The organism is Janthinobacterium sp. PLB04 (assembly GCF_021165895.1).
Classification (GTDB): Bacteria; Pseudomonadota; Gammaproteobacteria; order Burkholderiales; family Burkholderiaceae_D; genus Janthinobacterium; species Janthinobacterium lividum.
Genome location: NZ_CP088968.1, coordinates 4,187,839 through 4,201,520, shown reverse-complemented (window position 1 = coordinate 4,201,520; position 13,682 = coordinate 4,187,839). Strand labels below are relative to the sequence as shown.

Sequence of the window (13,682 nt, the reverse complement as noted above, 5' to 3'; positions counted from 1 at the left end):
TGTGGCGGGCGCGGCGCCAGGCGCGGGTTGGGTCGGCAGGCACACCGGTGGCGTCGGCGCGCAGCCGGGAGTTGCAGGCGCGCCTGGACAGCGCCATCGTCGATGGCGAGTTCCGCTTTCACTACCAGGGCAAGTTCGATACGGCGCAACTGCGCCTGGTCGGCCTGGAAGCACTGCTGCGCTGGGAGCATCCGCGCCATGGCCTGGTCTACCCGAACGAATTCATCGGCCTGGCCGAGCAGACGCAGGCCATCGCCGCGCTGGGCAACTGGGGCATCGATGCGGCTTGCCGCCAGCTGGCGCAGTGGCGCGCGGCTGGCCTGCCTTTGGTGCCGGTCGCGGTGAATGTCTCGGCGCGCCAGCTGTGCCAGCCGCACTTGCCTGACTTCGTGCTGGGCTGTCTGCAGCGCCACGCCATTCCTCCCGGCCTGCTGGAGCTGGAAGTGACGGAAAGCTGCTGCATCGACGACATGGCGCAGGCGGCGCAGGGATTGCGCCAGCTGCGCGCGCTGGGCCTGAGCATTTCGCTTGACGATTACGGCACCGGCCATTCGGGCTTGAGCCATGTCAGGATGCTGCCGATTCACACCATCAAGATCGACCGCTCCTTTATCCGCGACCTGGATGGCAGCGCAGGCAGTGACGCCGTGATCGTCGCCTCGACCATTGCTCTGGCGCATGGCCTGGGCTTGCAGGCGCTGGCCGAGGGCGTGGAAAACGGGGAACAGCTGGCGCAGCTGCGGTGGCTGGGCTGCCCGCAGGTGCAGGGTTTTTATCTGCACCGCCCGGCGCCTGCGGCCGAGGTGGCCGCGCTGCTGTCCGCTGGCGCGCCGGCCGGCCTTGTAACAGTGCCGAAACATGGCGCCATGCGGCATTGCGCGGATGCTCAGTAGAATATGGCCACTGCAAGCCGCGTGCTTTAACACCTTCTCCTCCACGCAAGAATGATAAACAGTCCTGTCCCGGCCTATGTCTTTGGCCCGTTTCGCCTTTTGCCGCTAGAACGCCTGCTGTTCGAGGGCGATCGCGCGCTGCGCCTGGGCAGCAGGGCCATGGACTTGCTGCTGGCCCTGCTGGAGCGCGCCGGCGACATCGTCGACAAGCATGAACTGGTGGCCATCGTCTGGCCCAATGCCGTGGTCGACGACGCGACCTTGCGCGTGCACCTGGCGGCGCTGCGCAAGGCGCTCGGCGATGGCCGCGATGGCCAGCGCTACATTACCACCATCCCCGGGCGCGGCTACGGCTTCCTGGCGCCGCTGGCGCACACGGGCGGGCCGGCGTCCGGTGCGGCGGGCGCCGAACCGCGGCATAACCTGCCCGTCATGCTGACGCGCATGCTGGGCCGCGCCGAGGTGCTGCAAACGATGGCCAACCAGCTGCTGCAATTGCGCCTGCTGTGCATTGCCGGTCCGGGCGGCATCGGCAAGACCACCCTGGCAGTCGTCCTGGCCACGCGCGTGCTGCGCCGCTATGCCGACGGCGTATGTTTCGTCGACCTGTCGCCGCTGGACGAGGGCCGCCTGGTGCCGCTGGCGCTGGCCACGGCGCTCGGGGTGGCGGTGCCGGCCGGCGACGCCATGCCGGTCCTGCTGGCCTATTTGCGCCCGCGCCACATGCTGCTCGTGCTCGATAACTGCGAACACGTGATCGGCGCGGCCGCCACGCTGGCCGACGCCTTGCTCAAGGGCGCGCCGCTGCTGCACGTGCTGGCCACCAGCCGCGAGCCGCTGCGCCTCACCAGCGAACAGCTGCAGCGCCTGCCCGCGCTGGAACTGCCGCCGGCCGATGCCGTGCCCGATGCGGCGGCGGCCCGGCACTTCGCTGCGGTGCAGCTGTTTTGCGAACGCTGCGCGGCCGTCGACGATACTTTCGTGCTGGCCGACGCCGACGTGCCCGTGGTGGTGGATATCTGCCGGCGCCTCGATGGCATTCCGCTGGCGCTGGAGCTGGCGGCCGGGCGCATCGGCCATTTCGGCTTGCACGAATTGCGCCGCCAGCTCGACGACCGCTTTCGCCTGCTCACGCGCGGCGCGCGCAACATGCCCTTGCGCCACCAGACCTTGCGCGCCACCCTGGACTGGAGCTACGGCCTGCTCGACGCGCAAGAGCGCCAGGTGCTGCAGGCGCTGAGCGTGTTCAGGAGCCGCTTCCGGCTGGAGTCGGCCAGCGCCGTGGCGGGATGCGACGTGTTCGACACGCTGGCCGACCTGGCCGCCAAGTCCCTCGTCAGCATCGAGTTTTGCTGCCAGCATGTGTATTACCGGCTGCTCGACACCACGCGCGCCTATGCTGGCGCGCAGCTGTCGGCGGGCGGGGGCGAGGGCGCCGTGCTGCTGCGCCATGCGCGTCATTGCCTGGGACTGGCCGGGCGCATCGCCGCCGACTGGGCAAGCATGCCGCCGGCCCGCTGGAGCGCGTGCTATGGCCGCCATGTCGATGACCTGCGCGCCGCCATCGACTGGGCTTTCGGCGAGGAGGGCGACGTGGCGCTGGGCGTGGCGCTGACCTTGGCCGCGCAAACCCTGTTCTATCAGCTGTCGCTGATGGATGAATACCGCGTGCGCGTCGAGCGGGCGCTCGAGCGCATGGCCGCGCATGCGGTGGACGATCCCGACAGCGAGATGCAGCTGCATGCCTCGCAGGCGCACCTGCTGCTGCATACGCAGGGCATCACCGGTACCATGCTGCGTTCGTTCCAGCGCGGCTATGCGCTGGCCATGCGCACGGACGATGGCAGCCGCCGCGCCGAAGCCATTTGCGGCATGTGGATATGCAGCCTGAAGCTGGCCGATTTCCAGCGCGCCGACAACTACGTCACCGAGCTGGCCGTCCTGTGCGCAACGCGCGACGACACGGCGATGCGCCTGGTGCTGGCGCGCATGCGCTCCGTGGGCGAATATGTGCAGGGACGCTACGCGCAGTCGGCTGCGCTGGCGCGCATGGTGCTGGCGCATCCCGAGGGCGCGGCGCAGCTCGGTTTCAACAATGCCTTGCTGGCCGATCACCAGGTGTGCCTGCGCGGCACGCTGGCGCGCTGCCTGTGGATGCAGGGCCGCCCCGACGATGCCCTGGTCCTGGCGCGCGAGGCGGTGGCGGTGGGCTTCGAGCACAATGGCGTCACGCTGTGCGTGGCGCTGGCCATCAATGCCATTCCCGTCGCCCTGTGGTGCGGGCAGCGGGAACTGGCGCATGCGTGGATTTGCCTGCTCTGCGAACACGCGGCCCGTTATGGCTTGCTGTATTGGAGCGCCTGGGGCGCCGCCTACCAGCGCCTGCTCGACGGGGGCGAGGCGATGTCGCCATTCCCCTGGCCGTCGGTGCGCAGCTGGCCGATACAGGTCGATTTGATGGCCACCCTGCACGACGCGGCCGCCGATAGCCAGGCGCTGCGGCGCGCGCGCATGGGCCTGGCGCCATGGAGCGCACCGGAGGTACTGCGCCGCGACGCCCACCACCGCTGGCGGGCGCTGGCGCAAGACGATGCGGCCGGCCTGGAAGCGGTGCGGGCGCAGCTGGAAGAAGCGCTGCTGCTGGCCAGGGGCCAGCAGGCGCCGGGCTGGGAACTGCGCTGCGCCACCAGCCTGGCGGCCGTGCTGCAGGCGCAAGGCCGCGGCGCCGCCGCGCATGCCGTGCTGGCCCCTGTCCATGCGGGCTACCGGCAGGGGCGCGAGAGCACGGACGTGATGGCGGCGGCAGCCTTGCTGGCGCAGCTGGCCTGATGGCTATTCGTAGGCGCCCAGCCGGCGCTGTTCCTCCGGCGAGAAACTGGCGTCGCGCAGCCGCTGCAGGGCTGCCGCATCCTGCGCGCCGCCGGGCAGGCCGGCCTGTTGTGCCTTGGCCGCCTGGTACGCGATGATGCGCTGCTGCCACTGCGATTCCTCGCGGTCCAGTTCCGCCAGGCGCGCCGCCGCCGCCGGCGTGAACGTGCTGGCGCGCAGGCGGTAGACTTCATTGTCGCCGCCGCCCTGTGCCCGCAAGGTCTTGACGGAGGCGTCCAGCTGCGCCACCTGCAGCGGCGCGTCGCGCGCGGCGCGCTGGGCCGGCGACATTTTCTGGTCCAGCGCGGCCAGTTGCGCCTGGCGCTGTGCTTCGTCGAGCGAGGCGTCGCCGAGTATGGCCATGCGCGCCACGGCGTCGTCGTCATACGCGTCGCTGGCGCCGAACAGGCCCGCGCTTTCCTCGGCTGTAAAGTAGTTGCCGCGCAAGGCGCGCATGGCTTGCAGGCGCGCGCGCGCCGCCAGGACCGCATCGGCTTGCGCCGGCAAGGCCTGTTCCGCGCCAGCCAGCGCCTGCTTGTAGGCCAGGTACGCGCCCAGCAGGCGCTTGGCTTCGCGGGCGGGGACGGGCGCCAGGCGGCGGTCCAGTTCCGCCTCGATCTGGCTGCGGATGGCGGTCAGCGGCTTTTCGCCGAGGCCCGCCAGGTAGTAGTCGAACAGGTGGCCCAGTTCCGCGTCAACCACCAGCTTGTCGCCGGGTGCCACCGTCACGTTGCCGTCGGGCCGCGTGCCTTCCATCGAGCGCACGAACGCGAACAGGTCCGGTTCCGCCTTTTCCGGCGGCGGGGCGGGCGGCTCCCCGGGGCGCAGCACCAGGTACAGGGCCAGGGCCGCCAGGCTGCCGCCGATGATCCATTTCGCGTTCGTGCGCATCGTAGGCTCCTTACAGTCCCAGGCCTTGCAGGCGGTTGGCTTGCTGGCGGAAGACCGTGACGGGGTTCGTCTCGAACAGGTTGACGATGCCGACGAACTGGTTGACTTCATCGAGATGGTTCATGGCGTAGTCGTCGCGGATCACCTTGCCCAGGTGGCTGGAGCAGCTGCTGACCAGGCCATCGTTCTTGACGCCGCCGAAGGCCAGGCTGATGGCGGCCAGCAGCGGGTCGCCCACGTCGAGCACATTCGTGTACGGTTGCGCGCCGCTCCACGAAAAGTAGTGCACGCCTTGTACCTGGTAGGCGCCTTCGCCGCAGGCGGAGGTGGGCACGCCTTGCGGGTGGCGGCTGTTGAAAGCCAGCGAGCCGGCCGTCGACAGCGACGCCAGCGAGGCGCCCGCGTTTTGCGGCAAACCCTTGTTGCCCGACAAAATGCCGATCAGGGAGGCGAGCGCGTTGCCCAGCGCGCCGCTGGTGTTGGGTATGGCGCCGCTGAGGATGTCTGCCACCTTGGAGCCCTTGTTGACGCCGGCCACGCTGGTGACGGACGCCACCAGGTCGGGGCGCACGGAGGCGACATAGCGGGCCGTGGGGCCGCCGTGGCTATGGCCGATCAAATTGACTTTGCTTGCCCCCGTGGCGGCGAGGATTTGCCGCACCTGCGACAGCAGCTGTTCGCCGCGCACTTCCGTGCTGTTGGCGGCCGACACGGTGGTCACATACACTTGCGCGCCGCCGCTGCGCAGGGCGGCGGGGACGCCATAAAAATATTCGACGGGACCGAGCTTGTCGAAGCCGAACAGGCCGTGCACCAGCACGATCGGGTACTTCGTTTGCGTGTAGCCGGCGGCGCTGGCGCTGCCGGGCAGGATGGCGAGGGAAAGCAGAAGGGTGGATAGCAGTTGCCAAAAGCGAGTCTTCATTTTGTCTCCGTTATGTATTATTAATAGTGGAAATGAGTGGAAATGTCGATGCTGTAGCGATGAACCGTGCGCTCCTGTACATTCTCGATGTATTAAAAATAGCGAGCGCTCGGTTTTTTGAATGTAGCACTGCTGGATTTAAATTGCATTTGAATTGCATGATGCAGCGCAATAACTGTGGGAATTTGACGTTGCTTATATGCCCATTGCATAGTTGAAAAGTCAAATAGTTGTTTTCCTGAGCTATAATCGGCCCGGCATCAGCCGTCCCGCCGTCTTGCCATGCCGCGTCCAGGCATGGCATGGATATCGCTCCTACACCGTTACTTGGGAATGCACTTGTCGACCCATTTTAATTTTGAACAGTTTCAGCAGATGACGCCTTTGAATGGCGAAAACATCTGGGAATATATTCTTGACCGCCACGCGGAACGTATCGGCGTCAAGCGCCGCAAGCCGGCGCTGGAAAATCTTGAACGCATCTTCGTCGCCACCTTCCGCCTGGCCAATGACGTGGGTTTCCGCGCCATGAGCTTGCGTGACCTGTGCCGCGAGACGGGGCTGTCGATGGGCGGCCTGTATGGCTACATCACCAGCAAGGACCAACTGGCTGAAATGATCGAGGACGTGGTGCGCCACGCCACGCAAGCGTTGCCCTTGCTGTTCGCCGACGTGAAGTCGCCGCTGGACCGCCTGGAGGCGATGATACGCTCGTCGATCTACCTGTCCGAAGTGCTGCAGCCGTGGTTTTATTTTGTCTTCATGGATTCGCGCGTGCTGCAGGTGGAGCAGCGCAGCATGGCGAAGAATTCGGAACTGTATGTGCAGACCCTGATCGCCGCCACCATCGGGGAAATCGAGCCGAAGCCGCAGGGCGATCCCACCTTGCTGGCCGCGCACTGCCTGGCACTGTTCCAGGACTGGTACGTGAAACGCTGGAAATACCGCGCGGCGAAGGTCAATGTCGACGATTTCGCCGATAGCGTCGTCAGTACGGTGCGCGGGTATTTGAACATGACCGGTAGGTCGGATTAGCGGGGCCGCCGAGGCGTAGCGTAATCCGACACGCGCGGACGACGGCTCATGTCGGGTTACGCCGTTCCGGCTAACCCGACCTACGCGAACTGCCCTTTACCATCAGTTCGTGGTTTCTGGCGGCACCGTCTCCGGCACTGCCGCCGGATCCGTTGGTGTCTCCACATCCATATCCAGCGTTTTCACGCCGTTCATGTCGATGAATTCGTCGTACAGCCATTCGCCATCGACCTGGCTCAGGCCCGCCGGCACGGCGCGCGTGATTTGCGGGCGCGTCGACAGGGCCGTGCGCATGTAGTCGATCCAGATCGGCATGGCCAGGGTCGAACCGAATTCGCGTCCGCCCAGGGACTTGGGCTCGTCATAGCCCATCCACGCCACGGCCACGATGCCGCCGCCATAGCCGGCGAACCAGCCGTCGACGGCGTCGCTGGTGGTGCCCGTCTTGCCGGCGATGTCGCTGCGCCCCAGTTTTTTCGTCGCCGCCGCGCCCGTGCCGGTGCGCGCCACTTCGCGCAGCATGCTGTCCATCACGAAGGCGTTGCGCGGGTCCAGCGCCAGGGTCTTCTCGTCGTTCGGCGCGGGCGGCTTGGTCTGCATCAGCACCGTGCCCTTGGCGTCGACGATGCGGTCGATCAAATACGGTTCCACCTGGTGGCCGCCATTGGCGAACAGGGCGTAGGCGCCCGCCATCTGCACGGGCGTGACGGAACCCGTGCCAAGCGCCATGGTCAGATTGCTTGGCTGGCGGGCCGGGTCGAAGCCGAATTTTTCCATGAAGTCGTGCGTGTACGACACGCCCAGCGCGCGCAGGATGCGTACCGAGGCCACGTTCTTCGACTGCGCCAGCGCGTAGCGCATGGTGATGGGGCCGTCGAACTTGAAGTCGTCATTCTGCGGCGCCCAGACCTTGCCGCCCGCCTGCATTTCCAGCGGCGCGTCGTTGATCAGGGTGGCCGGCGAAAAGCCTTTTTCCAGCGCCGCCGAATACACGAACGGTTTCATGGCCGAACCGGGCTGGCGCCACGCCTGCGTCACGTGGTTGAACTTTTGCAGGTTGTAGTCGAAACCGCCCACCATGGCGTGGTAGGCGCCCGTCTCCGCGTCCAGCGAGACGAAGGCGGCGGCCACCAGCGGCACTTGCGTGATGGCCCAGTTGCCCTTGGCGTCCTGGGTGATGCGGATCACGGCGCCCGGGCGCAGCTTGATGCCGGCGCTCGCCTTGGCCGATAGCGCCGGGGCGGCAAAGCGCAAGCCGTCGCCCGTGATGGCCTTGGCGTCGCCATCGCCCGTGTCGGCGATCACTTTGCCGCTCACCACTTCCGTGACGACGGCGGCGATCAGGCCATCGCTGTCCGGGCGTTTTTGCAGCACCGCATCGATGGCGTCGTCGCGCTGCTCGGCCTCAAGCGGCATGTCGATGAAGGTTTCCGGGCCGCGGTAGCCGTGGCGCTGGTCGTAGGCGATGACGTTGCGGCGCGTCGAGGCGTAGGCCGCGTCCTGGTCGGCTTTCAAAATCGTCGTGTAGACGCTGATGCCCTTGGTGTAGCTGTCTTCCTTGAACTGCGCAAACACGGCCTGGCGCGCCAGTTCGGCCACGTATTCGGCGTGCGTGTCAAAACCCTGCTTGCCGCGGGTATTGATATGCAGCGGCTGGGCCAGCGCCTGCCGGTACTGGCCTTCGCTGATGTAATCGAGTTCGCGCATGCGTTTCAATACCAGCTGCTGGCGCGCGTGCGCCTTTTTCGGATTGCTGATCGGGTTGTGGCGCGAGGGGTTTTGCGGCAAGCCGGCCAGCATGGCCATTTCCGCGATCGACAGTTCGGACAGGGGCTTGCCGAAATACGTCTGCGCCGCGCTGCCGAAGCCGAACGAGCGCTGGCCCAGGTACATCTGGTTCATGTACAGCTCGAGAATCTGGTCTTTCGACAGGGCAGCCTCGATTTTCAGGGCCAGCATGATTTCATTGAGCTTGCGCGAGGCGACTTTTTCACGCGTCAGGAAGAAGTTGCGCGCCACCTGCATGGTGATGGTGGAGCCGCCGCCGTGGCCGAAGCCGTGGCGCAGGTTCGACAGCACGGCGCCGCCGGCGCGCACGAAGTCGATGCCGTGGTGTTCGTAGAAGCGGCCATCTTCGATGGCCAGCAAGGCTTTCTTCATCATTTCCGGCACTTGCGCGATTGGCACGAAGTCGCGGTGCTCCTCGCCGAATTCGCCGATCAGCACATTGTCGGCCGTGTACACGCGCAGCGGTATCTTCGGCTGGTAGTCCGTGATGACGTCCAGTTCGGGCAGGCGGGGGCGCACGTACAGGAACAGCCAGGCGGCCAGCAGCACGGCTGCGGCCAGCGCGGCGCAGCCGGCGATGATGAAGCCGCGCACGGCGGCGGGGCGGGAAGGCCAGGGGAATCCGGTTCGTTTGGCAGTCAAGGCAGTCTCACGTGAGCGTGCAAGGCACGGTGGCAGCGATTATAGACCAATGCGCCAGCGCTTCCTGTGCGGGCGTGGCGGCGGGGCCGGCCGCAAAAAACCTTTTCATCGAAACGCGGCTGTGCGATAGTCTCGGCTTCAAGAAAATAGCCCGGACGTCGATCCGGGCTGTTTATTTTTAAAAATTAAGGAAATATCCATGGCAAAAGATGCAACACCGAGCGTCGTGAAGCCCTACATCCCGGCCGATGCGAAGCTGCCCGAGATGACCTTCCGAGCGCTGTTCATGGGCGTCATCCTGGGGATGGTCTTTGGCGCCTCCTCGCTGTACCTGGTGCTGAAAGTGGGCCTGACCGTCAGCGCCTCGATTCCCGTCGCCGTGATCGCCATCACCCTGTTCGGCCTGGCCAAGAAGGTGGGCGGCAAGGATTCGTCGATCCTGGAAAACAGCATCACGCAAACGGCCGGTTCGGCCGGCGAATCGCTGGCCTTCGGCCTGGGCGTGACCATGCCCGCCATCCTGATCCTCGGCTTCGACCTGGAAATCTCTAGAGTGATGCTGGTCGGCGTCCTCGGCGGCCTGCTGGGCATCCTGATGATGATCCCCATGCGCCGCACCATGATCGTCGACCAGCACAAGGAACTCAAATTCCCCGAAGGCACGGCATGCGCCGAAGTGCTGAAGGCGGCCGCCACGGAAGAATCGCGCATCGCCGCCGGCGAAAGCATCGAGAAGGATTCGGCTGCCGCGCTGGACGCCAAGCGCCGCGCCAAGATCATCTTCGGCGGTTTTGCCGTCGGCTTGCTGTACAAGGTGTTCAATATCTCGTTCAAGGGCTGGAAGGATACGCCGGGCGTGGAATTTGCCGCGCCGCTGAAGGGCGGCTCCATCGGCGCCGAGATTTCGCCCGAGTTGCTGGGCGTGGGCTACATCATCGGCCCGCGCATCGCCGCCACCATGGCGGCCGGCGGCGTGCTGTCGTACCTGCTCCTGATCCCGATGATCAAGTTCTTCGGCGACAGCCTGACCACCGTGCTTTCGCCAGGCACCAAGTTGATCAGCGAAATGGGCGCCGACGACGTGCGCAGCGCCTATGTGCTGTACATCGGCGCGGGCGCCGTGGCCGCCGGCGGCCTGATTTCGCTGGTGCGCGCCATGCCCATGATCTGGCGCAGCCTGTCGGCCGGCCTGAAGGGCATCGGCAAGGGCGTCAAGACCAATTCCACCTTGCGCACGGACCAGGATATCCCCCTGAAATGGGTCATCATCGGCTGCCTGTCCATCATCGCCGTGATCACTTTCGCCACGCCGCTGCACATGAATTTCCTCGGCGCGCTGCTGATCCTCGTCTTCGGCTTCCTGTTCGCCACCGTGTCGTCGCGCCTGACGGGCGAAATCGGTTCGTCGTCGAACCCGATCTCCGGCATGGCCGTGGCCACCTTGCTGTTCACCTGCCTGATCTTCCTGATCATGGGCTGGACGGGCGGGCGTTACTATGTGACGGCCCTGTCGGTGGGCGCCATCGTCTGCATCGCCGCCAGCAATGCGGGCACCACGTCGCAGGACTTGAAAACCGGCTACCTGGTGGGCGCCACGCCGCGCCTGCAGCAGTACGCGATTCTGGCGGGCGCGCTGTCGTCGGCCCTGATCCTCGGACCGATTTTGCTGAAACTGAACGAAGCGAGCACCGTCTACGTGCCGGCCGCGCAAGTGGCGCCTGGCCTGACGGTCGATGCGTCGAAGCTGACGGTGACGGGCGAACTGCATGGCCCGCAAGCCGAGACGGACCACAACACGTATAAAGTCTGGCAAAAGACGGACACCGTGGGCGGCCCGGCCGGCAAGTATTTCGTCAAGGAAGACGGCCAGCTGGCTTACCTGGTCGATCCGGGCATCAATGGCCATTACAGCAAGCGTCCTGACGGTTCGGAAGTGAAGAAATACGATGCGCCTAAGGCCGTGCTGATGTCCTACATCATCAAGGGCATCCTCGACCAGCAACTGCCGTGGACCCTGGTGCTGTTCGGCGTGATGATCGCCGTGGTGCTGGAAATGGCCGGCATCCCGTCGCTGGCGTTTTCCGTGGGCGTGTACCTGCCGCTGTCGTCCACCCTGCCGATCTTCGTCGGTGGCCTGGTGCGCTGGCTGGCGGACCGCCGCAACAACAAGCTGGAACACAACGCGAAACTGAACGAGGAAGAGCGCCAGCTGGCGGGCGACCGCAGTTCGGGCGTGCTGCTCGCTTCCGGCTACATCGCCGGCGGCGCGCTGGCTGGCATCATCATCGCGATCACGGCCGGCGTGCTGACGCACTTCGACCAGATGATGGCCGACTGGGCCGAGCACGGCAACCCGTTCTACGCGGGCCTGCACTCGGACGCGCTGTCCCTGCTGCCGTATGCGGCCATCATCGTGCTGCTGTATATCGTGGCGCGCGAGAAGAAAGCGGGCAGTTCGCAGGCTTGATGTTGTAGCCAACCCAAGGAAAACCGCCCGGCGTCATGACGATCCGGGCGTTTTTTTTATGCGCGCCCGATGGGCCGCGCCGCCAGTTGCGCCGCGCTCGCGTAGATCGTCACGTGCCCAATGGCCAGCCGGTGCAGGTGGTCATAGAACGCCTGCGCCGGAATGCACCACGACGCCGCATCGCCCACTTGCCCGTTGACGCGCAGGCCGGCGGCGTCAAATTCCCGGTGAAAGTAATCGCGCAGGTCGCCGCGGCCGGGCTGGTCGATGCGGCGCTGCGCGACTGCCGGCTCGAAAGGGCGCACGGGCACTTCCCAGCGACGGCCCGCGTGGTCCAGGCAAACCAGCAGCTTTGTATCGTCTTCCCATACGGGCACGGGAAAGGCGTCGCCCATGGCGTCTTCCAGCGCGTGATAGAACGTCACCGGTCCCATGGAAATGCCGAGGCCCAGCACCTTCGCGTGGTCGCAGCCGATGAAACGCTGCCAGGGCGAGTCGATGCCGAAGATCGAGGGCGCGCGGTGATGCGCCTCGGTGAGCTCGGCGGCATGGCGGCCCCACGCGGACACGGAGTGGGTCGGGTGGATGCTGCGATGGATCGCATCGCTGGCCAGGAAGGCTTCCGGCAGGCGCCCCATGTGCGTGCCATGGCGGCGCGGGTCGAACACATAGCCTGGCATGGCGCAGGCGGCGCGCAGCGTGCCGCCCGGCAGATAGTAGGTGGGCAGCAGCAGGGTGCCTTGCGGGCCGACGGCGTCCTGCAGGGCGCCTATCACGGCCAGCGCGCCGCCTTCCACGTAGCCGAGGCTTTTCAGCGATGAATGCACGAACAGCGTATCGCCTGGCGCCACGCCGAGCCGCGCCAGGCCGGCGGCCAACCCCGGGCGCGTCACATGGGGCGCGCTGTGGCGCATGTGCCGGGCGCTGGCGGCACGGCGCCATGCGTCCAGCGCGGCGTGGATGGCGTTTCTTGCATGTTCAAGCATCGCCGATGTCCATTTCCAGCAGGTTGGCATCGATGCAGAATTTGGCGGCCCAGTTCAGGTAAGCCCAGGTGCCGTAGTCGCCATCGACGGGAAACGAGCCCTTGACGCCGCCGCGCGCGTGCGCGGGACCGTCGATGCTGACCGAACGCCGCACGAAACTATTCAGGCGGCGCGCCGCATCGAGGTAGCGCCGTTCGCCCGTGATCTGGTACAGCAGGAACAGACAATGCGCGTTTTGCGCGGAACCCGTGAGGCAGGCGTAGCCGGCCCCTGGCTGAAAGTCGGGACCGAGGCGGCCGGCCAGGTGGCCGTCGGCCGCCACGGCCCTGGCGATGCTCGTTCCGGTGCGCGCGGCGGCGTCCAGCAGGTCGGCGCGCGCCGAAAAACGGTGCGCTTCGAGCAGGCCGCGCAAGGCGTAGCCGATGGTATGGGTCAGGGGCAGCAGCGGGTTGTCCAGGCAATTCGAGGCGAACCAGCCGTTGGGACGCTGTTTGGTCAGCGCCCAGTCGACCTGGCGCAGGCCGGCCGCGCCATAGCCGTGGCCCGGCGCGACGCGGTCCGCTTCGAACAGTCCCCACGCCACGTGCGTTTCATAGGCCTTGTCGCCGGCGCTGGCGAACGGGGTCGGATGCCGGCGCCAGCAGCCATCGGCATCCAGGCTGTCGCGCAGCCACCTTGCCGCGCGGTGCATGGCGTCCTGGTATGCCGCGCCGTACGCCTGCACGCCGGCGGCCAGGCCAAGCAGGATCTGGCCCGTGTTGAAGGTGACGGGCACGCGCGGCGTGGAATCGATCTTCCCGCCCTGGTAACCGCCTTCCGGGAACTGGATGGCCACGCACCAATCGAGCATGCGCCGCGCGCGCCCGTGCAGCGCATCATCCCCACCCTCGTCGCCCGTGCGCTGCGCCAGGGCGATGAGGGTAGGGATGATGTAGCCGGTGGTCTCCGGGTAGGAGGTCGACCAGCCTGTCTGCAGGCTGTAGTCGCGCGCGACGCCGCCGTCGTTTGATCTGGAATTGTCCTGCGCCGCGCATAGCCAGGCCGTGCAGGCCTTGACGACGGCTTGCGGGCCGGGGTCGAAGGCAGGCAAGCCGCGCCGGTCCGACAGGCGCTCCATGCGCGCCGCTGCCGGCAGGCTCGCCTGCGGCGCCAGTGTATTCCGGATCTTCGTGAGCAAGGTGCGCATG

General features: G+C 66.4%; 9 protein-coding genes. 4 read left to right on the top strand and 5 right to left on the bottom strand.

The window, feature by feature from the left end; all coding sequences use genetic code 11:
- Positions 1-47 precede the first annotated feature (47 nt).
- Together LSO07_RS18470 and LSO07_RS18465 are read left to right on the top strand one after the other, a co-directional pair.
- Entirely contained in the window at positions 48-893 is an 846-nt protein-coding gene (locus LSO07_RS18470) for a putative bifunctional diguanylate cyclase/phosphodiesterase (RefSeq protein ID WP_191909719.1), read from the top strand.
- Positions 894-992: 99 nt separating this feature from the next.
- Positions 993-3,722 carry an ATP-binding protein gene (locus LSO07_RS18465; RefSeq protein WP_191909718.1) on the top strand — a complete coding sequence of 910 codons (2,730 nt, stop codon included), beginning with the start codon at positions 993-995 and terminating at the stop codon, positions 3,720-3,722.
- 3 nt (positions 3,723-3,725) lie between these two features.
- On the opposite strand, the gene LSO07_RS18460 is transcribed toward LSO07_RS18465, so the two are convergent.
- Positions 3,726-4,652: a lipase secretion chaperone gene (locus LSO07_RS18460; RefSeq protein ID WP_151096225.1), complete on the bottom strand. Its 927-nt coding sequence runs from the start codon at positions 4,650-4,652 to the stop codon at positions 3,726-3,728.
- A 10-nt stretch (positions 4,653-4,662) separates the two neighbouring features.
- Positions 4,663-5,577, bottom strand: a complete 915-nt coding sequence (locus LSO07_RS18455) for a lipase family alpha/beta hydrolase (RefSeq protein WP_151096224.1) — start codon at positions 5,575-5,577, stop codon at positions 4,663-4,665.
- Positions 5,578-5,952: 375 nt separating this feature from the next.
- Here LSO07_RS18455 and LSO07_RS18450 point away from each other — a divergent pair, with 375 nt between their 5' ends.
- Positions 5,953-6,612: a TetR/AcrR family transcriptional regulator gene (locus LSO07_RS18450; protein ID WP_070254233.1), complete on the top strand. Its 660-nt coding sequence runs from the start codon at positions 5,953-5,955 to the stop codon at positions 6,610-6,612.
- A gap of 102 nt (positions 6,613-6,714) precedes the next feature.
- Here LSO07_RS18450 and LSO07_RS18445 read toward each other — a convergent pair whose 3' ends face one another.
- The gene (locus LSO07_RS18445; protein WP_225317349.1) at positions 6,715-9,042 is read right to left on the bottom strand and encodes a penicillin-binding protein 1A; all 2,328 of its coding nucleotides are present in this window, start codon (positions 9,040-9,042) and stop codon (positions 6,715-6,717) included.
- Between the two features lie 199 nt (positions 9,043-9,241).
- On the opposite strand from LSO07_RS18445, the gene LSO07_RS18440 reads away from it, so the two are divergent.
- Positions 9,242-11,509: an OPT family oligopeptide transporter gene (locus tag LSO07_RS18440; protein ID WP_151096223.1), complete on the top strand. Its 2,268-nt coding sequence runs from the start codon at positions 9,242-9,244 to the stop codon at positions 11,507-11,509.
- Between the two features lie 56 nt (positions 11,510-11,565).
- Here the strand turns inward: LSO07_RS18440 and LSO07_RS18435 are convergent, their stop codons facing one another.
- Entirely contained in the window at positions 11,566-12,495 is a 930-nt protein-coding gene (locus tag LSO07_RS18435; RefSeq protein ID WP_191909717.1) for an AAC(3) family N-acetyltransferase, read from the bottom strand.
- Positions 12,488-13,681, bottom strand: coding sequence for a hypothetical protein (locus LSO07_RS18430; protein ID WP_151096221.1), 1,194 nt, complete (start codon positions 13,679-13,681; stop codon positions 12,488-12,490). The genes LSO07_RS18435 and LSO07_RS18430 overlap by 8 nt, the downstream gene beginning before the upstream one ends.
- Between the last annotated feature and the right edge of the window lies 1 nt (position 13,682).